The sequence below is a fragment of the Halobellus inordinatus genome, from assembly GCF_024498335.1.
Taxonomy (GTDB): domain Archaea; phylum Halobacteriota; class Halobacteria; order Halobacteriales; family Haloferacaceae; genus Haloquadratum; species Haloquadratum inordinatus.
The window spans coordinates 2,077,603-2,098,628 of record NZ_CP101825.1 but is presented as its reverse complement, the minus strand read 5'-3'; the positions used below and the strand labels follow the sequence as shown (position 1 = coordinate 2,098,628).

The following is a 21,026-nucleotide window of genomic DNA, read 5'->3' as shown; positions in this document are numbered from 1 at the left end:
ACGCTCGCGTCGACGTGCCGAACGACCGCTGCCCGACGCGAGGCGAAGGTCAGATCACGGCGGGGGTGGCCCCGGCATCGGATATAAACCCTCGCGGCGGGCGGTGTCGCAGGAACGTCGCCGCTCGCGGTGATGGAGCAGAGAACGCGACCCGACGGACGGAAACCTACTTGCCGTCGTCGCCCGTCTCGTCGATATGCTCTCGCTAGCGCTCGCTGGCAAGCCCAACGCGGGCAAGTCTACTTTCTATCGGGCGGCGACGATGGCCGACGTCGACGTCGGCAACTACCCGTTCACGACGATCGATCCCAACCGTGGCGTGACCCACGCTCGGACGCGCTGTCCCTGTCTCGACCGCGAGGAGCGCTGTGGCAACTGCGAGGACGGCGTCCGCTACGTCCCCGTGGAACTGCTCGACGTCGCCGGACTCGTCCCCGGGGCGCACGAGGGGCGCGGCCTCGGCAATCAGTTCCTCGACGCCCTGACCGACGCCGACGCCATCCTGGCCGTCCTCGACGCGGCCGGCGGCACCGACGCCGAGGGCGAACCGGTCGAGATCGGGACGTACGACCCCGTCGAGGAAGCTGACTTCGTCGAGGCCGAACTCGAACAGTGGCTCGCGGGGATCATCGAACGCAACTGGGAGACTGTGGTCCGCAAGTCCCGGTCGCCGGACTTCGACATCGACGAGGCGCTCACGGAGATGCTGACGGGATTCGGCGCGACCGAGTACGACGTGGCCGCGTCGCTGCGGGCGCTCGAGTACCCTGACGACCCACAGCAGTGGACCGACGAGGACCGCGAGCGACTCGCACGCGACGTCCGCGAGCGGACGAAGCCGATCGTTCTCGTCGCCAACAAGGCCGACGTCGCACCGCCGGAGAACGTCGAACGCCTCCGCGAGGAGGACAAGCCCGTAATCCCATCGACCGCCGACGGCGAGCTGGCGCTCCGGACGGCAGCGGAGTCGGGGGTGGTCAGCTATCATCCCGGCGACGACGACTTCCGGGTCGTCGGCGACGTCTCCGACGCCCAACGAGAGGGCCTCGAAACGATCCGCGAGGTGATGTCCGAACACGGCGGCACCGGCGTCCAGCAGGCGATCAACACCGCCGTCTACGACGTCCTCGATATGGTGACCGCCTACCCCGTCGAAAACGAGACGAAGTGGACCGACGGGACCGGCGAGACGCTCCCCGACGCGTTCTTGCTCCCCCGCGGGTCGACGCCGAAGGACCTCGCGTACGCGGTTCACACCGACATCGGCGAGGGGTACTTGCACGCGGTCGACGCGCGCTCGAAGCGCCGAATCGCCGAGGACTACGAGCTCGAAGAGGGCGACGTCATAAAGATCGTCAGCACGGCGTCGTAGCTGTCAGGAGGCGTCGCAGTATTGCGTTGGTGTGCCAGTAGGTAAGCGGTTCACAGAGTGCGCGGCCCAGGCGGCGCGCTCGGCCTTTTTGATCCAGATTTTAGACGACGGCGTCGTAGGCCTCGGCCATCACGTCGAGCGCCTCGCGCAGGTCGTCCTCGTCGGTCGCATACGAGAGTCGCGCGTAGCCGCGGCCGTGCTCGCCGAACGCCTCGCCGGGCACGACGATGACGTCGCGGTCGAGACACGCCTCGACGAAGCCCTCGGGCACCTCGGGCATACAGTAGAACGCGCCGCCGGGCGTCGGCACGTCGAGACCGATGTCGGTGAGGCCGTCGACGACGAGGTCGCGTCGCCGTCGGAACGACTCGGTCATCTCGTCGACCTGCTCCTGGGGTCCGGTGAGGGCCGCTTCGGCGGCGAACTGCGACGGCGCGGCGGCACAGGCCTGCGCGTACTGGTGGACTCGGAGCATCCGTTCGATCCGGTCGGACGAGGCGGTGACCCAGCCGAGCCGCCAGCCGGTCATCGAGTAGAGCTTCGAGGCCGAGTTGACGACGACGACGTTGTCGCTCTCGGCGAACTCGATGGGCGAGCGGAACTCGCCGTCGAAGACGGTGTACTCGTAGACCTCGTCAGAGATGCAGAGCACGTCGTGCTCGTCGGCGATGCGGGCGAACTCGCGGACGTCTTCGGGCGGCGAGACCGCACCGGTCGGGTTGCCGGGGCTGTTGACGACGAACGCGACGGTATCCTCGGTGATGGCGTCCTCGACGGCCGCGGGGTCGAGCGTCAGGTCGTCGCGCAGCGGCACGGGGACGGGTGTGCCGCCGGTGAGTCGGGTGAGCGCGTCGTAGGAGACGAAGCCCGGGTCCGGAATGAGGACTTCGTCGCCGGCGTCGACGTGGGCCTCCAGGGCGATGTGGAGCGCCTCCGACCCGCCGGCGGTGGCGATCACGTCGCTGGGGTCGACGTCGACGCCCTGATCGCGCGCGTGCTTGTCGGCGATGGCCTCGCGGAGCGGGCGCATCCCCTTGTTCTCGGTGTAGCCGTCGGCCTCGCCGTTTCGGATGGCTTCGGCGGCCGCCTCGCGAGCGTGCTCCGGCGCGGAGAAGTCCGGCTGTCCTAATCCGAGGTTGATCGCGTCTTCGCTCGCGGCCTCGAACACCTCGCGGATTCCACTGATCGATACCTGCTCGACTCGGTCCGAAAAGTGAGTCATACTCTCTGGCGCGTCGGCCACCGGGTTAGGTCTTGCTTCCTCGGCCGGGAGTTCCACTCAATCGGGAACGGCCCCAGCCTGTTACCGGCAGAATAGTCTGGTATCTCGGACGCCACCCGTTTCGCTCTGCCGTCACGGACGAGGCGGCTGCGACGACCGAATCCGCCGAAATCGGTCTTTTCGAGCGTCGAGCGTGGGTGCGAGGTTCGCCGCGTACACGCTTCAATTATACGTAGGGCGCTAGGAACAGATAGATGACGACCGATCCGACGAACGAGCGATCGACGGTCTCGCGACGGCGCTTCCTGCAGACGACCGCTGCCGCTTCGGCGGCGGGACTCGCGAGTGTCGCCGGGTGTGCGGGCGGGACCGGCGGCGGAAGCGGCCTCGACGAAATCCGCGTCGCGTATATGCCAATCTACCCCGATATGCAGTACTTCGTGATGCACGAGGAGGGGTACACCGACGAACTGTCTGCGACAGTCTCCGGTGAGGTGTTCTCCGACGGGCCGAGCATCGTTCAGGCGTCCGCTACTGGCGACTTCGACGTGATGATGTTCGGCGTCGTGCCGGCGATGATAGTGATGGACAAGGGCATCCCCGCGAAGATCACCGCCGCGAACATCCAGAACGCGATGCAGATCCTGGCGCACGACGACTTCGCAGCCACCTGGGAGGCTGCTGACTCGGGCGCTGAGGCCTTCGCACGCTTCGAGGAAGAGCAGGGGCGAAAGTTCACCTTCGGGACGTTCCCCCCGGGCTCGGTTCCGGACATCCTGCTCCGCTACTGGCTCGCCGAGGTCGTCGGTGTCGATCCCGAGAACGACGTGAACATCACGGCCCTCGGCGGCGCGGGACCGGTCCGACAGGCGCTTCTCGCCGGCGAGATCGACGGCACCTCGATTATGGAGCCGGTGCCGACGGTCGCCGAGATCCGGGATGCGCCGTATCAGTCGATCGCGTGGGCGGGCGACTTTATGCCCGGCCAGCCCGCGGCGGTCACGCTGATGCACGACCGCCTCCGCGAGGACAACCCCGAGCAGGCGGCGGCGTTCGTCGAGCAGCACCAGCGTGCGACGACGTTCGCCACGGAGAACCCCGACGCGGCCGCCCAGCACGCCAGCACCGTCATCGGCGAGTCGTCGCTGCCGGTCGAAACCGCGCGGCAGGCGATGGACTCGCCCGCCTCCGACTTCGTCACGGACCCGCACAAGATCGCCGAGGGCGCGCAGATCTTCTCGGAGTACGCCGCCGAACTCGGGAAGACCAGCGAGACGCTCTCGAACGACCAACTGTTCGACTTCGGGGTGTACGACTCCCTATGAGCCTCGAAGCGGGAACCGGTGCGGCGTCGGACCCGGCTGCGGCCCCAGAGGAGGCCGCCGAGGCGGACTCGTTCGGTGATCTCTCGGAGTTCGACGTGTCGAGCCTCGCCTACGGCGCGGTCGGGACGACCGTCTTCCTCGCGGTCTGGCAGGCGGCCGCGCTCGCTGTCGGGCGAACGTATCTGCTCCCCTCGCCGGTCGAGGTCGCGACCGCGTTCGTCGTCGAACTGACTGCTCCGACGACGTTCACGGTCCCGTTCGTCGGCGCGTCGCTGCCGGCGACGCGACTCACCGCGAATCTGCTCCAGAGCCTGTTGCACTATCTCCCCGGCCTCGTCGTCGGGAGCGTCCTCGGCATCGCGCTCGGCGTCGGAATGGGCTGGAGCGGCCGACTCGACGACGCGCTCACGCCCGTCACGCGGTTCCTGCGACCGATCCCGCCGCTGGCGTGGATCGTCTTCGCCATCGTCTGGATCGGTATCGGCCACGGCGGCGCGGCGTTCATCGTCGGCATCGGCGCGTTCTGGATCAACTTCTACAACGCCTACGCCGGCGTCGAGGGCGTCTCGACGCACCTCCGGGAGGTCGCCGCGAGCCTCGGCGTCGACGACGATCTGACGATGATCCGCAAGGTGGTCTTGCCCGCCGCGACGCCGTCGATCGCGACCGGCATTCGGACGAGTATCGGGCAGTGCTGGATGATCGTCGTCGCCGCCGAACTGTTCGGCGCGCCGGGCGTCGGGTTCCAGATCATCAACGCGGCGCAGAACCTCGCGACCGACGTGAGCGTGGCGTATATGGCCGTCATCAGCCTGGTGTTCCTCGTGAGCGACGGGGCGTTCCGCCGGGTCGAACGGAGGGTGTTGGCGTGGCGGGACTGAGCGAGCCATCCGCGTCGGAACCGCGTTCCGACGACGCGAAAGTCGTCGTCGACGGGGTAGGGAAGGTCTACGAGTCCGAGCGCCAACGCGTCCGGGCGCTCTCGGGCGTGGACTTCACCGTCGACGACGGGGAGTTCGTCTGCCTGGTCGGCCCCTCGGGCTGTGGGAAGACGACGCTCTTTCGGACGATCGCCGGCCTCGAAGCGGCCACGGACGGCGAAATCAGACTCGACGGCGACCCCGTCACCGGGCCGGGAACTGACCGCGGGATGGTCTTCCAGGAGTACGGGCTGTTCCCGTGGCGGACCGTCCGCGAGAACGTCGCGTTCGGCCTCGAAGAGCAGGACGTTCCCGAACCCGAACGGAGCAGCCGCGTCGAGGAGATGCTCGGGCTCGTCGGCCTCGCGGAGTTCGCCGACGCCTACCCGAAGGAACTCTCCGGCGGGATGAAACAGCGCGTCGGCATCGCCCGCGCGCTCGCGGTCGACCCCGAGATCCTGCTCGCCGACGAGCCGTTCGGCAGCGTCGACGCCCAGACCCGGGATATGCTCCACGAGGAACTGCTGCGGATCTGGTCAGAGACCGAGAAGACGGTGCTGTTCGTGACGCACGACGTCGAGGAGGCGGTGAAGCTCTCGGATCGCGTGGTCGTGATGGCTGCCGATCCGGGTCGAGTGAGCGAGATCGTCGACGTCGATCTCGACCGCCCGCGCGAACGGACCGAGCCCGCGTTCGCGGACTACGTCGACCGGATCCGGACGCTGATCGGGGAGTGAGAGGCGGTACGCGGCCGATCGGCTATTGGTTTTTGCCGAGCGGCTATTGATTTTCGTGCGCGTCGCGGAGCTCCTCGACGTGCGTCATCACGACCGAGAGCGTCGCGTCGGCGTCGACGTAGCCACGGTCGTAGTCTTCGTGCGCCGAGTCGACGTCGCGGAGGAACTGCGCGACGGTTTCGTCGAGCGGTTCGGCCTGTTCTGTTTCGTTTTCCTCGACATCGCTGGAGTCGTCGGTCATACCGGGTTCTCTCGCGTCGACGGTGAAAAGCGCGCCGTCCCGGTGCGGACGGACCGGCCGCGGCTGTCTCGGAACGACCGGACACCACAGCCGCGGCCGACAGTATATATACGATCACGACGGACCAACGAGCGTGATCACGCTGCGGTTCGAGGACGGCACGATCCGAGTGTCGGGACTCGAGGAGTCGGATCGGGCCGTCGAGTCGCTGCCGGGTGTCGCGTGGGACGAGCGCGGACTTGTCGCTCGTGCGCCCGCCTATCGGTACGCAGAGCTTCGCACAGCTCTCCGCGAGCGCGACGTGGCGTTCGAAGATCAGGTGCTCCCGGACGAACGGCTGTCGCTGTCGCACTCGTACGATCTCCGGCCGTACCAGACCGAGGCGGTCGACGCCTGGCGCGCGAACGACGAGCGGGGCGTCGTCGAACTCCCGACCGGCGCCGGCAAGACGGTACTCGCGGTCGACGCCATCGCCGCGCTCGGCGTCCCGACGCTCGTGGTCGTGCCGACGATCGACCTCCTCGACCAGTGGCGACGCGAACTCGAAACGGAGTTCGACGTTCCGGTCGGGCAGTTCGGCGGCGGCGAACAAAAACGAGAGGCGATCACGGTCTCGACGTACGACTCGGCGTATCTCCGGGCCGAAGACGTCGGTGGCGACTTCGGATTCGTCGTCTTCGACGAAGTCCACCACCTCGGGGGCGAGGGCTACCGCGACGCCGCGCGCCTGCTTGCCGCACCCGCACGGCTCGGCCTGACGGCGACGTTCGAGCGGCCCGACGGCGCCCACGAAGTCATCTCGGACATGGTCGGTCCGAAGGTGTACGAGGCGTCAGTCGACGACCTCGCGGGCGAACACCTCGCGGACTACGAGGTCCGGCGGATCGAAGTCGCGCTCAGTTCGGCCGAACGCGACGCCTACGACGAGGCACAGGGCACGTTCGTCGACTACCTGAAACGCTCGAACCTCTCGCTGCGGAGCGGCTCGGACTACCGAAAGCTCGTGATGCGCTCGGGCACCGACCCGAAGGCTCGCGAGGCGCTCCTCGCGAAGCAACGCGCGCGCCGGATTATGATGAACGCCGACGCGAAAGTCGACACGCTGGGGCGGCTCCTCGATCGCCACCGCGACGACCGGGTCATCGTCTTCACCGCACACACCGATCTCGTCTATCGGCTCTCCGAGCGGTATCTCCTTCCAGCGATCACGAGCGAGACCGGCACGAAAGAGCGGCGCGAGATACTCGAACGCTTCCGCGACGGCACGTACTCGCGGGTCGTGACGGCGAACGTTCTCGACGAGGGCGTCGACGTTCCCGACGCGAACGTGGCCGTCGTCCTCGCCGGCTCAGGTTCCGAACGGGAGTTCACCCAGCGGCTCGGGCGGGTCCTCCGCCCCAAGCGCGACGGCGGACGCGCGCTGCTCTACGAGGTCGTGAGCGAGGAGACCGCCGAAGAACGGGTCGCAGACAGGCGGCGATAGGGCCGAGCGGTGTCTTCCGACGCGCAGCCCTACGCAAGCGTGACGTTGAGGTCGCCGTTACTCGTGAACTCGTCGTAGGCGACGTCGAATGTGACCGCCCACTCCGCGGTCCCATCGGCGGCGACAGTGACAGAGGTCTCTCGCTCGAAGTCGTCGCCAGCGACGCGGACCGTGACGACGACGGTGGCCGTCCGCTGGGCACCGCTGCGGTTCTCGACCGTCCCGAAGACCCGGAGCGCGTCGTCGTCGGTCGCCTCGAAGTCGAACGTCCCGATCGTGAGATCGGGGCGAGCGGGCGTCTGTCGAGGCTGATCGGCGGGCGCGTCGGGGGCGTGACGCGGTCCCGTCGCCCTCGGCGGGGCACCGAGACAGCCGCCGAGGACCGTCGCGACCAACCCCGCACCGGTTCGGAGGACGGTTCGTCGCTTCATCGTCCGCTCAAGGCTCGGCCGCGCGTATGAGTCTTCTCCTCCAGTGCTTCGGGGCGGCGCACAGCCGAGAGACTGTACGGGACGATGCCACTGCCGTGAGACTGCACGGGGCGATGGCCGCAGCGGCACGCTCTTGTCCCGCCGTCTCGAACCCCTCGGCGTGCTGCGAAAGGACCTCCTCCGGGTCTCCCGGGCCGGCGGCGGCTATCACCCGCAGTTCGCGGGCCGGAGCGACCGCCCGCTCGCGGCCCGAGTCATCGGCGTTTTCCAGGGCCACGTCGGACAGCCGCGACACGCCCTCGACGAGGCGCTCGACGACCTCGAACGCGACGCCGACGACTTCAAGCTCGTCCGGGGGTTCGTCGCGCTGCTCGAACGCGAGGCGACGTTCGAGACGCGCGCACCGCTGCCACCCGAGCGCGTCCGCCGCGTCGTCTTCGAGGCCGCCGAGGACGCCGGCGCGGTCGTGAGCGACGACGACCGACAGGCGGCGCTGGCCGAGGCCGCAGACAGGCTCGGGACCGGTATCGAAGCCATCGAGCACTCGCTGTACGCCGACCGCGACGTCAACGAGGTGCTCGCGGGGTTCGACCCGCGCTGGAGTCCCGATCAGCTCGTCGAGCAGTACAACCTCTCGCTGGCGCAGACCGCGCTGTTCGACGCGACCGAGGTCCGGATCCGAAGTTCCGATCCGAAGCGACTCGTCTCGGCCGTCAAACGACTCGGTCTGCTGTACGAGATCCGGCGCAGGAACGTAGACGACAGTGACGGAGCCGGCCAGCCGATCGCCGAGCGCGAACTCGTCGTGACGGGGCCGGACGCGCTCTTCCGTCGCACGCGGCGCTACGGGACCGCGTTCGCGCGCCTGTTGCGGAGCGTCGCGACCGCCGCCGAGTGGTCGCTCGCGGCGACGATCGACGACCGCGGGACGGAGCGCGAGCTACGGCTCGGTCCTGAAGACGTCTCGGTTCCGGAGGTCGAACCGGTCGCCGAGCCAACCTACGACAGCGGCGTCGAAGCCGACTTCGCCGCCCGCTTTTCGAACCTGGATCTCGACTGGGAACTCTCCCGAGAGCCCGAACCGCTCGCGGCGGGCGCGCGGGCGATGATCCCCGACTTCGCGTTCGAGTACCGGCCGGGCGGCGACGGCGGATCCGCGAGCCCGTCGCTGCGGGTCTTCTTCGAGGTGATGGGCTTTTGGACGCCCGAGTACGTCGAGAAGAAACTTGACCAGTTCGGGAGCGTCGCCGACGACGTCGAACTCCTCGTGGCGGTCGACGAGTCGCTCGGCGTCGGCGAGGAGATCGAAGCCCTCGACCACCGCGTGGTCACGTTCTCCGGGCGCGTGCGCGTCAAAGACGTGGTCGACGCGCTCGGAGAGTACGAGTCCGACCTCGTCGCGGCGGCCGCGGCGGAACTGCCCGACGAACTCGTTCCCGACGACGACGTGATCGACCTCGACGCGCTGGCAGCGGAGCGCGGTGTGAGCGTCGACGCGCTCGATTCGGTCTCGTTCCCGGAACACGAGCGCGTGGGTCGGACACTGATCCGTCCCGACGTGTTGGAGGCACTCGACGCGGAGATCAGCGTGGGGATGTCGCTCGCGGACGCGGAATCAGTCCTGGAGGCCCGCGGCGTCGACGACGCATCCGCAGTCCTCGCGCGACTCGGCTACCGAGTCGCGTGGGAGGGACTCGGCGGCGGGACGATCGAGGAAAAGTAGTTTCGGGGTGGGGTCGCAGTAGCTTGGCTCGCCTATCCTGTGACTACCCGTCTCGCCTATTCGAGGTCCTCGCGCCGTCCTTTCGGGACGGTCGAGCGGAGTTCGCCGTGGAGATACAGGCCGACGCCGATCGGCTCGACGTCGCCGGCGATCTCGTGGGCGGCGACGACGTAGCCCCAGTCGCCGTCCCAGCGGGGGAGTTCCTGGTCGTCGCCGCGGGCGAAGCAGGCGGCCTCGTCGCCGTCGAGGACGACGACGTTCTCCGTAGCGTCGCGACAGAAGCGCTGGACGGCGTTCGTCGAGGGCTTCCAGTGTTCCTGACGCGCCCGCAGGATCCGCAGGCCGAGTCCCTCGACCGCGATCGGTGAGACCACGTCGGCCGCGAACGCCCAGATTTTGCCGTTGCCCTTCTCCCAGAAGGTGTGTCCGTCCCACGTCTCCGGCGGGACGCCGAAGCGTTGATCCCACCACTGAACGACCTCCTCGCGGGTGGGTCGGCCGGGAACGACGCGCTCGTCGGCCGTCGCCGGCAGCCGATCGAACTGCTGGCCGTCGTTCTCCGGCGGGTCGGCGTTGGAGTCGGCGTCGGTCACGCCGTCACCTCCAGTTTGGCGCAGAAGAACCCACCCGTGTCGTTGCGGTGCGGGTAGACTCGGTGCGCCAGTTCGACCGACGGGTCGTACGTCTCGCCGTCCCACTCCGTGACGCCGGGGTCCGTCTCGAACCCGTCCGGGGCGTCCCACTCGCGCATCTCACAGTCGCCCTCGTCGAGGACGTGATCCAGCACGGCCTCGTTCTCCTCGGGCGCGAACGTACAGGTGGAGTAGACGACGGTGCCGCCGGGTTTCGTCGCCTGGATCGCGCGGCGGAGGATCCCCTTCTGGATCCCCGCGACGCTCTCGACGTGGGTCATCGACCAGCGGTCCAGCGCGTCGGGGTTCTTCCGGATGGTGCCCTCACACGAGCAGGGGGCGTCCACGAGCGCCTTGTCGAACGCCTCGATGCGCTTTGCGTCGTCGGTGCGGTCGCCGAACGGCTTGAACGAGAAGTTTCGAGCGTCCTGATTGGTCACGACGAGGTTCGTGATGCCCAGTCGTTCGGCGTTGTGTCGGAGCGCCGAGAGCCGTCCGAGGTTGTTGTCGTTGCCGACGAGGACGCCTTCGTCGTCCATCAGATCCGCGAGTTGGGTCGTCTTGCTCCCCGGGGCCGCCGCGGCATCCCAGACGACTTCGCCGGGTTGTGGATCGAGTGCGAGCGCGGGCAGCGCCGAGACTTCCTCTTGGCCGTGGAGCCAGCCGTGAAAGTACGGCCAGGACGTACCGGGGCCGCGCTCGTCGAGACGAAGCACGCCGGGGTGCCAGTCGGTCGCCTCGTAGGCGACGCCCTCGGCGTCGAGCGCCTCGCGAGCGCGCTCGATCGACGCTTTCAGCGTATTGACGCGGACGACCGAGGGCAGCGGCCGTTCACACGCCGCGCGGAACGCGTCGAAGTCCTCGACGAGCGACGCGTACCGCTCGAGTGGTTGCATACCTTCCTCATCTGCCCGCGCTCGCTTGTGGGTGTCGGTTCAATCCGCGGCGCGGGCAAGTGCGATTATTCATATCACTTATATTTTGGTCGTCGTTCTCGACGTGCTGTGTCGTCGAATTACATTTATTGCTCAACTGATAGGGACTATCGTAAGTCCGCATAGATTTCTCGCCGGACGGTACGGCGAGAATCTCCGAACAGTTACGATAATCCCTATGAGACGACTGTGGACTATGAACGACGAAACAGTTGCAAAAGTCCGCAGGCGGTGGAATGTGCGATCGAAGACACTGACGACCGGGAAGTCCGCTTCGCGCTGCGGCAGGCCGCGCAGTTGCTTCTCGCCGTCGAGGAACGCGCCGACGAGTCGGGACCGCCACAGACAGCAGGGCTGGTGTGACTCTCCTCGTCCGTCTCGTCACAGAGCGTTGATGAAAGCGATTACTACTGCCGTCTGACGTCGCAGTCGCAATCTCCCAGCGGTTTTACCACCGGCCGGGTCGTCTGGGGGAGTATGGCTCGGATCTCCGTGCTCACAGACGACGTGTCGCTGTCGGAACCGTCGATGGTGGAGGGCTTCCCCGGGGTCGGACTCGTCGGGAAGATCGCTGCCGACCACCTCGTCGAGGAGTTCGAGATGACGCACTACGCCAACGTCTACTGCGACGGTATCCCCGAAGTCGCCGTCTATCGCGAGAACGACGCCGAACTCCAGCCACCTGTCCGCATCTACGCCGACGAGGACCGCGATCTGCTGGTTCTCCAGAGCGACGTCCCCGTTCGCCCGGACGCCGCGGGCGAACTCGCCGACTGTCTCGCGAGCTGGTTCGAGGAGCTCTCGGTGACGCCGCTGTATCTCTCGGGGATCCCCCGCGAGAAGGAAGGGACCGTGCCGTCGCTCTACGGCCTCGGGACGGGCGAGGGAGTCGACATCGTGGCCGACGTCGGGATCGAAGCCCCCCACGAGACCGGCCTCGTCTCCGGACCGACGGGCGTCCTCCTGAGCAACGCCGTCGAGTCGGGGCGGACGGCAGTCGGGCTCGTCGTCGAGTCGGATCCGCGGTTCCCCGACCCAGAGGCCGCGCGCGTGCTGATCAAGGAGGGGATCGAGCCACTCACCGGGCTCGACGTTCCCGTCGACGACCTCGTCGAGCGTGCAGAGCAGATACGGCAGGCAAAAGACCGGCTCGCAAAGCGGATGCAGGAGGCCGGCGAGGAGAGCACGCAGGCGCGCCCGATCGGAATGTACCAGTAGCGGCCGGCCGTTCTGCGCCGCGGTCTGCGCGCTGGGACGACACCTTTCTACACGTTTAAGGCTCGCCGACTACTCCCTCCGGGTATGAGCGACGAGTCCCCCGAGAGTCGTGCGGCCGCGTCCGACGCCGAGAACGCCGAGGCAGAACACGAATCCGTCGACACGGACGCTGCCGCAGCGAACGGCGAAGTCGACCCCGACAGCGGGGCCGCCGGGGCCGCGGCCGACGAGGAGATTCCTGACGTCGCCTCGCGCGTCGCCGACTACGACGACGACCTCGCCGACGAGGTCGCGGCGCTGGAGTCGCGGGTCGCCGAGGCCGAGTCCGACCTCGAAGCGAAAGCCGAGCGAGTCGAGGAGCTCGAAAGCGCGCTGAAGCGCGCGAAGGCGGACTTCAAGAACTACAAGAAGCGCGCGAAAAAGCGCGAAGACGAGATTCGAGAGCGCGCGACCGAGGACTTCGTCGGTCGCGTCGTCAGCGTTCGCGACAACCTCGTCCGCGCGCTCGACCAGGACGAGGACGCCGACATCCGGCCGGGTATCGAATCGACGCTGGAGGAGTTCGATCGCATCCTCGAAGACGAGAACGTGACGACGATCGATCCCGAACCCGGCGAGGCAGTCGATCCGATGCGCCACGAAGTGATGATGCGCGTCGACGACGAACAGCCCGAAGGGACGGTCGTCGACGTCTACCAGCCGGGCTACGAGATGGCTGGATCGGTCCTCCGTGAGGCACAGGTCACCGTGAGCACCGGCGAAAGCGACTCCTAACCCCGTTCTGTCGCGGTCCGTCGCTTATCATCCAGTCGCCAGATAGCGGCGGCCGACCCGCCAGATGAGGCCGGCGACGACGAGGACCGGCAGCGCGAACGCGATCAGGTACGGCAGCGCGAACGCGAAGCCGACGACGAGCGCGCGGGCGACGATGACGACGCCGTCGACCGACTGCATAAACGCCGATAGCACGGGCGTATCGTACCAGCGGTCGGGTGCGACGCGATTCGGCGTCGGGCGAGGTTCTTCGAGCCGAACGGTCAGCGTCGAGTACGCGACCTGTCGCTGGAGGTTCTGCTGTCGCGCTTCCAGGCGTTCGATCTCACCCTGCACGTCCGAGAGTTCGCGCTGGACGGCGAGGACGTCCTCGGTGTCGTTCGCCTGCTGGTAGAGTTCCCGGAGGCGGTCGCGCTCGGCGCGGAGATTTTCGAGGCGGGCCTCGATGTCGACGAGTTGGTCGGTCACGTCGCGGGAGTTCACTTCGACGGACTGCACCTCGCCGAGTCCCTGGGCGTCCGCGACGAGGGCGTCGAACTCCTCGCTCGGCACGCGGAGCACCATCTCGCCGCGGATCCACGTCTCGTTGCCGATCTGTCTGCGGTCCTGCCGGGTGTCGCTGACGTAGCCGCCGTAGCCCTCGACGGTCGTAGTGAGGTTCGACTGCGCGGCCCCGAAGTCGTCGACTTCGACGGCGACGGTGCCCGTGCGGATTATCGCGCGGTCGGTCGGCATCGCGACGTCATCCGACGCGCCGCTGCCAGCCTCCTCTGGCGCTTGGGTCGCTGCGGGCGTGCCCGTCGCCCGCGCGCCCGTGTCGGCTGCGATCTCCGTCGCCTGTTCGACCCCTCCGCCCGCGCCGCCGTCGCCGCCGCCGGTCGACGCGCCGCACCCGGCGAGGGCGACGAGTCCGACGATCGCGAGCGCCGCGAGTGTGCGTCTCGATACCATTTCGAGTTCGAGTACGACAGACCGACGGAAAGGCGCGCCGGTGGCACAAAGGGGTGTTTGAGTTTCGAGCGGTGGGTCAGAATGGTGGGTTACGAAGGACTGCGCAAAAGCGGTGTTCGGGTGGGAGATACGGCCCAAACGGCGCGCGCCCGGCTATTCGGCGTCGCGAGAGCCGTCCGAGCGTATCAGTCGCATATCGCCGGACGCACGAATCGTCCCGTCGACGTCGCCGCCGTCGTGGAGTTCGAGATCCGAGCAGGAGACGTCACCGAGGACGCGAGCGCCGTCGGCGATCGTGACGGTGCCGTCGCGGGTCGTCACGTCGCCGTGGACGCGCGTTCCCTCGCCGACGGTGATGTCCCCGCGGGCGCGCAGGCTCCCGAAGATGTTGTTGTCTTCCCCGACCGTGATCGTCTCCGCGCGGACGTTGCCGTGGAGTCGGCACTCGTCTCCGATCGTCGCCGGCGTCGACGCCTGCCAGGCGTCGTCGGAGACGGTCGAACCGCGCGGGATCACGAGCGGATCGTCTTCGCTGTCGCCGGAGAGCGCGTCCGCGAGTTCGTCGGCCGCCTCGTTCTCACCGAGACGGAGGAGTTGCGACAGGACGACGAAGTAGAAGACCAGTGTCGGGACCGGATTCCGGATGACGATCCAGCCGTTGGCCTCGAACCCTTCCTCGATGTCGACGTCGTCGCCGATGTCCAGGTCGCCGGAGACCATCAGCCGGCCGCTGACGTGGACGCGTTCGCCGAGGTAGGCGTCCTCGCCGACGAGGACGTTGCCGGCGACGTCACACCAGACGTCGAGGCGACAGTCGCCCTCGGCCTCGATGTCGCCGCCGAAAGTGACGCGCTCGCCCGCGAGGACGTTCCGCCCTCTGACGCCGAACTCGACGGTGCTCTGCCCGCCGACCACGATGTCCCCGTCGGTAACGAGATCGTGCTCCTCGACGGTCGTGCCGTCTGGGATCTCTAGCGCGTCGAACGGGTCCTGACCGAGTGCCACACTCCGCATCAACACACCCGGCATAATAAACGGCGCGTCAGACGATCGTCCGACGAGCGGCCGTCTTCTCTCCGCCGGACTGATGGGCTTTTACTCCGGGACCGACTACGGGGAGCTATGACTGTACTCTCGTTCGATGAGGAGGGCGTCGACGTCGTCTACGAAGGGACCGAATTCCGCCTGGAGAAAGAGCTGATCGAGGAGGCGACCGAGAAGTCCTACCCCGACGTGACGGACCACGAAGTGCTGCAGATCGTCGAGGAGAGTCCCTCTCTGAGCGGCGAGCCGCGACGGATCGCCGACATTCTCCGGTCAGCGTAGGTCCGTCGACTCCCTCGCGACCGCGACGCGACCGCTCCGCCGCCTCGTTCTCACCCGAATCGTTCTTCGAGCGCCACCTTCACGATCGACTTCGCGATGGCCGCGCCGCCGCCGAACGGGTCGAGTTTGGTCTCGCCGGCGCGCTCGCGGTACGGGATCGGCTCCTCGCGGATCTCGTAGCCGCGCATCAGCGGTCGCATCAGCAGTTCCGCAGAGAGCCCCGTGTTCTCGGTCCACTCGATCTCGTGGAGGAGTTCGCGCCGGTACGCCCGCATCCCGGTCGTGGTGTCGTGGACGCGTTCGCCCATCAGTACCGACGCGAGAACCGCGAACGCGGCGTTACCGAGCCGGTTGAGACCGGGCATCGCGTCGGCGCCGTAGTACAGGCGGTCGCCGGAGACGACGTCGTAGCCCTCGTTGATCAGGTCCAGAAACTGCGGGAGCCGTTCCATCGGGTAGGTGTCGTCGCAGTCGGTCGTGACGACGACCGGACGCTCAGGCGTGAGAACCGCCTCGCGAACGGCGTAGCCGTACCCCATCGGCGGCTGTTCGATCACGGTCGCGCCGTGCTCCCGGGCGATTTCGGGCGTTCGGTCGCTCGAACTGTCGACGCAGACGACTTCTGCGCGACCGTCGGTGATCTTCTCGATGTCCGACAGCACCGTGTCGATCGCTTCCTCCTCGTTGTAGGTGCCCATCACGACCGCGAGATCGTCGAAGGTGTACTCGCTCATTACCGGTCGTATCAGTCCGGAGTATTTGTACTTTTAGGTTCGCCAAAAACATCATCTGAGAGCGAGAACGGAGAGCTACGCGAGCGGGTCCGGGATTCCGGGTGATTCGTCCGCAACAGCCCCGAGCAAATCGTCGTGCAGACGGCGGGCGACGACGTCGGCGAGGTTCTGGAGGTTCTCGGTGTCGTCGCGGTTGTACGAGACGAGCGTGTCGAGGGCGTCGTCGTCGCCGTCGCGTTCGTACTGGTACCACAGGCGGACTGCATCGCGGCCCGAGAGGTCCGGACGGTCCCGATCGATCCCGATCTGTTTTTCGATGGATTTCAAGCCGCCCGTCAGGTCGATGCGGCGGCAAGAGTACATCAGGTCGAGATGGGGCGCGTCGACCGAGAGCTCGAAGTTGTCTTCGAGGAAGGGGACGTCGAACTGCTTGCCGTTAAACGAGACGACGAGCGGGGCGTCGCGGAACTGCTCGCGAAGCGCCGCGGCTGTCAGGTCCTCGCCGCGGACGAACGTCGTCGTCTCACCGCCCTGCGTGAACGAGACGGTGGTGACGTTCTCCCGACCGGAGTCGAGGCCGGTGGTCTCGATGTCGAAAAAGAGCGCGTCGTCGCGGAAATTCTCGTAGAACCGCCAGGTCTCACCGGAGGGGAACTGCTCGCCGAAGTAGCGCACGTCGCCGTCGTCGAGTCGTTCCAGGGCCTCCGCGACGAACGACTCCACTCGTTCGCCCGTCTTCTCGCCGAGCGGCGCGCGTGCGGGGTCGAACTCCTCCCAGGTGAGGATGCCGGACTCCCACAGCGAGCGCTCGCGCTTCGCGCCGACTCCGCTCGCGGGGACGAAACTGTTCTCGATACGCATACTCGGGTGAGAGAGCGGCGGCCGCCTAAACCCTTCGAGGGCCGGCGGCCGGTGCGCTAGTGGGAAAGCAGAAACGGCGACGACACGGCCGGGGTCGTTTTGAGGGCTCGCACCCATCGACGCGTATGTGCGGTCGTTACACGCTCTTTACCCCCGCCGAAGAACTGGCGTCGCGCTTCGACGCGACGTTCGAGGAGCCACCGGAGCCGCGGTACAACTGCGCGCCCGGGCAGTCCCTGCCGGTCCTCACGAACGACGACCGGGATCGCTTTCGGCGGTTCAAATGGGGGCTGGTCCCCTCGTGGGCCGACGACGAGGGCATCGGTAACGACCTGATCAACGCGCGCGCGGAGACGCTCGCAGAGAAACCCAGTTTCGAGGCGGCCTACGAGCGTCGTCGGTGTCTCGTCCCCGCCGACGGGTTCTACGAGTGGGTGGAGGAGGGTGACGCAAAGCAGCCCTACCGGGTCGCATTCGCCGACGACCGGCCGTTCGCGATGGCGGGGCTGTGGGAGCGCTGGGAGCCGTCACACACCCTGACCGGATTGGGCGATTTCGGCGGCGGGAGCAGCGCCGAGTCCGACGGCGACGACGCCGTCGAATCATTCACTATCGTCACGACCGAGCCGAACGACGTCGTCGCCGACCTCCATCACCGGATGGCTGTCGTGCTCGACCCCGACGAGGAGGCGACGTGGCTCCACGGCGACGTCGAGGAAGCGGCCGAACTCCTCGATCCGTCTCCGGGCGACGAGTGGGAGGCGTATCCGGTCTCGACGCGCGTGAACAGTCCCGCGAACGACGCCCCAGCGCTGATCGAGCCGGTCTGAGAAACACAGAACGTAGAGAGCGTGGAGGGCCGCCGTCGATGACGGCAGAGTCAGCAGGGACGTAGGCGGTCAGTACACGAGTTCGCCGGAGATGAACTGCTGAGTGCGGTCGTCTGTCGGGTTCTCGAAGATCGTCTCAGTGGGGCCGATCTCGGTGAATCCGTCGCCGAGCAACACCCCGACCCGATCGGCGATGCGTTCGGCCTGGTGCATATCGTGGGTCGCGACGACGACGCCGATGCCGCGGTCGCGGGCTTCCAGAACCGCCTCCTCGATCACACCCGTGTTCCGAGGATCGAGATCCGAAGTCGGCTCGTCGAGGAGGAGATACGACGGGTCGTACGCTAACGCCCGTGCGAAGGAAACGCGCTGAGCTTCCCCACCCGAAAGCGAGCGGGCCTGCTGATCGAGTTTGTCGCTCAGGCCCACCACGTCGAGGGATCGCGTCACCGCCTTCGGCGTTCCGTTCGAGCCGACGATTGACCACAGCGTGTCGCGAAGCCGATCGTCCCAGGGCTGACGCACTCGGAGTCCGTACTCCACGTTTCGGGCCACGCTGGCGTCGAACAGACTCGCTTCCTGGAACACCGTCCCGACCCGGCGTCGGAGCTGCAGTCGTTCGTCTTCGCCGGCCGACCATACCGACTGGCCGTCCAGTTCGACTGTTCCCTCAGTCGGTCTGTTGAACAGCGCCAAGATACGGAGCAGTGTCGTCTTACCGACGCCCGACGGGCCGATAACCGCGACGACTTCGCCCGGGTCGACCGAGAGCGTGACGTCTTCGACGACGGTCTCCTCGCCGTATGCTTGCGAAACGTTCGAGAGCCTGATCATTGGTTCACCGATCCCTCGTCGCCGAATCGAACGACGACAGCGTTCACTGTCAAGACGAGCGCCAGGAGGACCGCGCCGAGGACCATCGCGGTGTCGTACTGGCCTTGGCGGGCTTCGAGTTGGATCGCGGTCGTCAGTGTTCTGGTCTGGGAGATGCCGCTCGCGCTCGTGATGTTGCCGCCGACGATGAGAACGGACCCGACCTCGCTGATCGCCCGCCCGAAGCCCGCGAGAATAGCCGTTGCGATCCCGTATCGGGCCTCTTTGATCACGACGAGCGCGACGTCGAGACGCGTGCCGCCCAGTGCGCGGGCGGCGTCGCGGACGTTCTCGCTCACGCCAGTGATGGCCGCGAGGCTGATCGCCGTGATCGGCGGCGTCGCGAGCACGAACTGCGAGATAATCATCGCCTCCTTGGTGAATATCAGTTCGAGCGAGCCGAGCGGTCCCTGATTGGAGACAATAAAGAGAACCAACAACCCGACGACGACGCTCGGAAAGCCCATCCCGGTGTTGATGACCGACTTGACGAACTGCTTGCCCGTGAAGTCGGTGAAACCCATCACGATGGCGACAGGGATGCTAAAGAGCGTACTCAACGCCACCGCAATCCCGCTCACGTACAGCGAGACGTAGATGATGCTCCGAACGTATCCCTCCCGGAAGGGAAAGTCGACGAGCGCCGGAGATAGTAGAGCCGGTTCGAGCGACACGCTCACTCGTCGGACGAGTTGCTACTCCAGCCTTCCGGAACGTACTGTTGGAAGTCGGGGTCTTCGGAGATGGCCTCCGGGAAGAACAGTTGCTCTCCGTTCATCGTGTATTCGGAGATCGCGTTCTGGGCACCGGGACTGGTGATCCATCCGATGTAGGCCATCGCGAGGTCGTAGTTTGCATTGTCGTGAACGCCGGGGTTCACTGCCATAATACCGTAGGGGTTCGAGAGGATCTCCGGCCCGCCCTCGATCGGTCCCTGCACGAGGATGGTAAGGTCGATCTCCGAACGCTGTGAGATGAAGGTCCCACGGTCCGAGAGCGTGTAAGCGCCCTGCTGATTAGCGACGTTCAGCGCCTCGCCCATTCCGGTCCCCGTCTCCTGATACCAGTCGCCACCGGGATCGGTGCCAGCGGCGTCCCAGAGATTGAGCTCTTTCGTGTGCGTCCCGGAGTTGTCCCCGCGGGAGACGAACGCCGCCTCCGCCTCGGCGATCGTCGTGAGCGCGTCGGTCGCCGAGCCCATTCCCTGGATCCCCGCCGGGTCGCTCTCGGGGCCGACGATGACGAAGTCGTTGAACATCAGGTCTCGTCGGTTGATCCCGTATCCGTTGCGCATAAATTCGTCTTCGAGGCCCCGTGCGTGGACCATCACCACGTCGGAGTCGCCGTTACGGGCCGACTCCAGCGCCGCGCCGGTCCCCTGGGCGACCGCGTCCACGGTCACATCGTACATCTCCTCGAAGTCGGTATGGATCGCGTCCAAGAGTCCCGTGTCGTATGTGCTCGTCGTCGTCGTCAACGTGAGCGTTTCACCGGATACGCCTGCTTGTGCCTGCTGGCTCTGTTCACCGCCGGTGACCTGTGAACAACCGGCGAGCCCGGTGGTTCCCACAACGGCGCCAAGCTTGAGGAACGATCGTCGAGAGGTCGCCCCACTGAGCCGAGATCGTCTTCCATCGTCCGCGGTCGAACGTTGTTCCGACATAGATACAACCATCGTTCTCTCAGGGGAGACATAACGCTTTTGCTCGCTAACACGTACCGAACGGTATGGACGTCCGTCCTTCGTTCGACACGTACATCGGCAGCGACGGGGTGACGCTCGACTCACGCGACGTCGCCCTGTTGCGGGCGATCGATCGGGAAGGGTCGCTCAACAACGCTGCCGATTCTCTGGGGCGGTCGTACGCGCACGCCCAGCGTCGCATCGTCGAACTCGAAGAGGCGTTCGGGTCGCTCGCCGAACGACGGCGGGGCGGTTCAGGAGGCGGTGGGAGTGAACTCACGGACACGGCCAGAGAACTGCTCGCCGCCTTCGAACGCACGCGGACGGGTTTCGAGGGCGTCGCCGACATCGCCGAGACCGTCCTCGCGGGGACTATCGTCGAGCGCGAGGGCGAATTAGTGACTGTCGAAACCGACGCCGGCAACGTGCGGGCGCTCGTCCCCGAGGGCGACGGCGACGTGCAACTGTCGCTGCGCGCGGACGCGGTGACGCTGACCGATCCCGAGGACACGCCGGTTCCCGAGCACACGAGCGCTCGGAATCGGTTTCTCGGGACCGTCGAGAGTATCGAATCCGGAGAACGCATCGCTCGCATCGCGATCGACATCGGTGCCGACGAACCGCTTTTGGCGCTCGTCACCGAGGACAGCCGCGCGAAACTCGGGCTCGAACCCGGCAGCGACGTGGTCGCCTCGTTCAAGGCGACTGCGACGCGCGGTATCTCGACGTAGTTGCAGACTGACTGGTCTTGGTT

General features: G+C 66.9%; 24 protein-coding genes. 12 read left to right on the top strand and 12 right to left on the bottom strand.

The annotated features are described in order from the left end of the window. Window positions 1-196: 196 nt before the first annotated feature. The gene (locus NO362_RS10660) at window positions 197-1,372 is read left to right on the top strand and encodes a redox-regulated ATPase YchF (RefSeq protein WP_256545230.1); all 1,176 of its coding nucleotides are present in this window, start codon (window positions 197-199) and stop codon (window positions 1,370-1,372) included. A 100-nt stretch (window positions 1,373-1,472) separates the two neighbouring features. Here NO362_RS10660 and NO362_RS10655 read toward each other — a convergent pair whose 3' ends face one another. Further along, on the bottom strand, window positions 1,473-2,594 hold the full coding sequence (locus tag NO362_RS10655) for a pyridoxal phosphate-dependent aminotransferase (RefSeq protein ID WP_256545229.1): 1,122 nt from the start codon (window positions 2,592-2,594) through the stop codon (window positions 1,473-1,475). Between the two features lie 254 nt (window positions 2,595-2,848). Between NO362_RS10655 and NO362_RS10650 the strand changes: the two genes are divergently transcribed. The 3 genes from NO362_RS10650 to NO362_RS10640 are packed head-to-tail and all read left to right on the top strand — an operon-like array spanning window position 2,849 to window position 5,576. After that, a complete protein-coding gene (locus tag NO362_RS10650; protein WP_256545228.1) occupies window positions 2,849-3,919 on the top strand; it encodes an ABC transporter substrate-binding protein in 1,071 nt (356 codons plus the stop codon). After that, entirely contained in the window at window positions 3,916-4,800 is an 885-nt protein-coding gene (locus tag NO362_RS10645) for an ABC transporter permease (protein WP_256545227.1), read from the top strand. The genes NO362_RS10650 and NO362_RS10645 overlap by 4 nt, the downstream gene beginning before the upstream one ends. After that, entirely contained in the window at window positions 4,797-5,576 is a 780-nt protein-coding gene (locus NO362_RS10640; RefSeq protein ID WP_256546632.1) for an ABC transporter ATP-binding protein, read from the top strand. The genes NO362_RS10645 and NO362_RS10640 overlap by 4 nt, the downstream gene beginning before the upstream one ends. A 43-nt stretch (window positions 5,577-5,619) precedes the next feature. Here NO362_RS10640 and NO362_RS10635 read toward each other — a convergent pair whose 3' ends face one another. Beyond that, complete coding sequence (locus NO362_RS10635; protein ID WP_256545226.1) at window positions 5,620-5,817, bottom strand: hypothetical protein; 198 nt, start codon at window positions 5,815-5,817, stop codon at window positions 5,620-5,622. A gap of 133 nt (window positions 5,818-5,950) precedes the next feature. Between NO362_RS10635 and NO362_RS10630 the strand changes: the two genes are divergently transcribed. Next, entirely contained in the window at window positions 5,951-7,300 is a 1,350-nt protein-coding gene (locus NO362_RS10630; RefSeq protein WP_256545225.1) for a DEAD/DEAH box helicase, read from the top strand. A gap of 29 nt (window positions 7,301-7,329) precedes the next feature. On the opposite strand, the gene NO362_RS10625 is transcribed toward NO362_RS10630, so the two are convergent. After that, window positions 7,330-7,731: a transcriptional initiation protein Tat gene (locus tag NO362_RS10625; RefSeq protein ID WP_256545224.1), complete on the bottom strand. Its 402-nt coding sequence runs from the start codon at window positions 7,729-7,731 to the stop codon at window positions 7,330-7,332. Between the two features lie 160 nt (window positions 7,732-7,891). Between NO362_RS10625 and NO362_RS10620 the strand changes: the two genes are divergently transcribed. Continuing rightward, window positions 7,892-9,454 carry a DUF790 family protein gene (locus tag NO362_RS10620; protein WP_256545223.1) on the top strand — a complete coding sequence of 521 codons (1,563 nt, stop codon included), beginning with the start codon at window positions 7,892-7,894 and terminating at the stop codon, window positions 9,452-9,454. Window positions 9,455-9,510: 56 nt separating this feature from the next. Here NO362_RS10620 and NO362_RS10615 read toward each other — a convergent pair whose 3' ends face one another. Together NO362_RS10615 and NO362_RS10610 are read right to left on the bottom strand one after the other, a co-directional pair. Beyond that, the gene (locus NO362_RS10615) at window positions 9,511-10,047 is read right to left on the bottom strand and encodes a DUF7122 family protein (RefSeq protein ID WP_256289834.1); all 537 of its coding nucleotides are present in this window, start codon (window positions 10,045-10,047) and stop codon (window positions 9,511-9,513) included. Beyond that, window positions 10,044-10,982 carry an RsmB/NOP family class I SAM-dependent RNA methyltransferase gene (locus NO362_RS10610; RefSeq protein WP_256545221.1) on the bottom strand — a complete coding sequence of 313 codons (939 nt, stop codon included), beginning with the start codon at window positions 10,980-10,982 and terminating at the stop codon, window positions 10,044-10,046. The genes NO362_RS10615 and NO362_RS10610 overlap by 4 nt, the downstream gene beginning before the upstream one ends. Window positions 10,983-11,252: 270 nt before the next feature. Here NO362_RS10610 and NO362_RS10605 point away from each other — a divergent pair, with 270 nt between their 5' ends. The 3 genes from NO362_RS10605 to NO362_RS10595 all read left to right on the top strand — a co-directional run bounded on the left by NO362_RS10605 (window position 11,253) and on the right by NO362_RS10595 (window position 13,013). Further along, on the top strand, window positions 11,253-11,384 hold the full coding sequence (locus NO362_RS10605; protein ID WP_256545220.1) for a hypothetical protein: 132 nt from the start codon (window positions 11,253-11,255) through the stop codon (window positions 11,382-11,384). A gap of 114 nt (window positions 11,385-11,498) precedes the next feature. Continuing rightward, complete coding sequence (locus NO362_RS10600; protein WP_256545219.1) at window positions 11,499-12,239, top strand: proteasome assembly chaperone family protein; 741 nt, start codon at window positions 11,499-11,501, stop codon at window positions 12,237-12,239. A gap of 84 nt (window positions 12,240-12,323) precedes the next feature. Further along, window positions 12,324-13,013, top strand: a complete 690-nt coding sequence (locus NO362_RS10595) for a nucleotide exchange factor GrpE (RefSeq protein WP_256545218.1) — start codon at window positions 12,324-12,326, stop codon at window positions 13,011-13,013. 27 nt (window positions 13,014-13,040) lie between these two features. Here NO362_RS10595 and NO362_RS10590 read toward each other — a convergent pair whose 3' ends face one another. Beyond that, a complete protein-coding gene (locus tag NO362_RS10590) occupies window positions 13,041-13,964 on the bottom strand; it encodes a DUF4349 domain-containing protein (RefSeq protein WP_256545215.1) in 924 nt (307 codons plus the stop codon). 153 nt (window positions 13,965-14,117) lie between these two features. Beyond that, complete coding sequence (locus tag NO362_RS10585; protein WP_121570471.1) at window positions 14,118-14,969, bottom strand: polymer-forming cytoskeletal protein; 852 nt, start codon at window positions 14,967-14,969, stop codon at window positions 14,118-14,120. A 117-nt stretch (window positions 14,970-15,086) separates the two neighbouring features. On the opposite strand from NO362_RS10585, the gene NO362_RS10580 reads away from it, so the two are divergent. Beyond that, complete coding sequence (locus tag NO362_RS10580) at window positions 15,087-15,290, top strand: DUF5800 family protein (protein ID WP_256289827.1); 204 nt, start codon at window positions 15,087-15,089, stop codon at window positions 15,288-15,290. Window positions 15,291-15,340: 50 nt separating this feature from the next. Here NO362_RS10580 and NO362_RS10575 read toward each other — a convergent pair whose 3' ends face one another. Both NO362_RS10575 and NO362_RS10570 read right to left on the bottom strand, forming a co-directional pair. Continuing rightward, window positions 15,341-16,024 carry a dolichyl-phosphate hexose transferase gene (locus tag NO362_RS10575; protein ID WP_256545214.1) on the bottom strand — a complete coding sequence of 228 codons (684 nt, stop codon included), beginning with the start codon at window positions 16,022-16,024 and terminating at the stop codon, window positions 15,341-15,343. Window positions 16,025-16,099: 75 nt separating this feature from the next. Further along, complete coding sequence (locus tag NO362_RS10570; protein ID WP_256545213.1) at window positions 16,100-16,885, bottom strand: ribonuclease H-like domain-containing protein; 786 nt, start codon at window positions 16,883-16,885, stop codon at window positions 16,100-16,102. A 125-nt stretch (window positions 16,886-17,010) separates the two neighbouring features. Here NO362_RS10570 and NO362_RS10565 point away from each other — a divergent pair, with 125 nt between their 5' ends. Beyond that, a complete protein-coding gene (locus NO362_RS10565) occupies window positions 17,011-17,715 on the top strand; it encodes an SOS response-associated peptidase (RefSeq protein WP_256545212.1) in 705 nt (234 codons plus the stop codon). Between the two features lie 69 nt (window positions 17,716-17,784). Here the strand turns inward: NO362_RS10565 and NO362_RS10560 are convergent, their stop codons facing one another. The 3 genes from NO362_RS10560 to NO362_RS10550 are packed head-to-tail and all read right to left on the bottom strand — an operon-like array spanning window position 17,785 to window position 20,158. Further along, complete coding sequence (locus NO362_RS10560) at window positions 17,785-18,549, bottom strand: amino acid ABC transporter ATP-binding protein (RefSeq protein ID WP_256545210.1); 765 nt, start codon at window positions 18,547-18,549, stop codon at window positions 17,785-17,787. Then, window positions 18,546-19,268 (bottom strand): ABC transporter permease, encoded by a 723-nt coding sequence (locus NO362_RS10555; protein ID WP_256545209.1) that lies wholly within the window; start codon window positions 19,266-19,268, stop codon window positions 18,546-18,548. The genes NO362_RS10560 and NO362_RS10555 overlap by 4 nt, the downstream gene beginning before the upstream one ends. Then, entirely contained in the window at window positions 19,265-20,158 is an 894-nt protein-coding gene (locus tag NO362_RS10550) for an ABC transporter substrate-binding protein (RefSeq protein WP_256545208.1), read from the bottom strand. The genes NO362_RS10555 and NO362_RS10550 overlap by 4 nt, the downstream gene beginning before the upstream one ends. 158 nt (window positions 20,159-20,316) lie before the next feature. Here NO362_RS10550 and NO362_RS10545 point away from each other — a divergent pair, with 158 nt between their 5' ends. Further along, entirely contained in the window at window positions 20,317-21,003 is a 687-nt protein-coding gene (locus NO362_RS10545) for a TOBE domain-containing protein (protein ID WP_256545206.1), read from the top strand. The last annotated feature ends 23 nt before the right edge of the window (window positions 21,004-21,026 follow it).

Excerpts from the sequence above, each read along its gene's own strand:
- NO362_RS10545 (WP_256545206.1), top strand. The coding sequence starts at position 20,317 with ATGGACGTCCGTCCTTCGTTCGACACGTACATCGGCAGCGACGGGGTG.
- NO362_RS10625 (WP_256545224.1), bottom strand. The coding sequence starts at position 7,731 with ATGAAGCGACGAACCGTCCTCCGAACCGGTGCGGGGTTGGTCGCGACG.
- NO362_RS10650 (WP_256545228.1), top strand. The coding sequence starts at position 2,849 with ATGACGACCGATCCGACGAACGAGCGATCGACGGTCTCGCGACGGCGC.
- NO362_RS10655 (WP_256545229.1), bottom strand. The coding sequence starts at position 2,594 with ATGACTCACTTTTCGGACCGAGTCGAGCAGGTATCGATCAGTGGAATC.
- NO362_RS10595 (WP_256545218.1), top strand. The coding sequence starts at position 12,324 with ATGAGCGACGAGTCCCCCGAGAGTCGTGCGGCCGCGTCCGACGCCGAG.
- NO362_RS10570 (WP_256545213.1), bottom strand. The coding sequence starts at position 16,885 with ATGCGTATCGAGAACAGTTTCGTCCCCGCGAGCGGAGTCGGCGCGAAG.
- NO362_RS10645 (WP_256545227.1), top strand. The coding sequence starts at position 3,916 with ATGAGCCTCGAAGCGGGAACCGGTGCGGCGTCGGACCCGGCTGCGGCC.
- NO362_RS10660 (WP_256545230.1), top strand. The coding sequence starts at position 197 with ATGCTCTCGCTAGCGCTCGCTGGCAAGCCCAACGCGGGCAAGTCTACT.
- NO362_RS10600 (WP_256545219.1), top strand. The coding sequence starts at position 11,499 with ATGGCTCGGATCTCCGTGCTCACAGACGACGTGTCGCTGTCGGAACCG.
- NO362_RS10590 (WP_256545215.1), bottom strand. The coding sequence starts at position 13,964 with ATGGTATCGAGACGCACACTCGCGGCGCTCGCGATCGTCGGACTCGTC.
- NO362_RS10560 (WP_256545210.1), bottom strand. The coding sequence starts at position 18,549 with ATGATCAGGCTCTCGAACGTTTCGCAAGCATACGGCGAGGAGACCGTC.
- NO362_RS10575 (WP_256545214.1), bottom strand. The coding sequence starts at position 16,024 with ATGAGCGAGTACACCTTCGACGATCTCGCGGTCGTGATGGGCACCTAC.
- NO362_RS10565 (WP_256545212.1), top strand. The coding sequence starts at position 17,011 with ATGTGCGGTCGTTACACGCTCTTTACCCCCGCCGAAGAACTGGCGTCG.
- NO362_RS10635 (WP_256545226.1), bottom strand. The coding sequence starts at position 5,817 with ATGACCGACGACTCCAGCGATGTCGAGGAAAACGAAACAGAACAGGCC.
- NO362_RS10580 (WP_256289827.1), top strand. The coding sequence starts at position 15,087 with ATGACTGTACTCTCGTTCGATGAGGAGGGCGTCGACGTCGTCTACGAA.
- NO362_RS10610 (WP_256545221.1), bottom strand. The coding sequence starts at position 10,982 with ATGCAACCACTCGAGCGGTACGCGTCGCTCGTCGAGGACTTCGACGCG.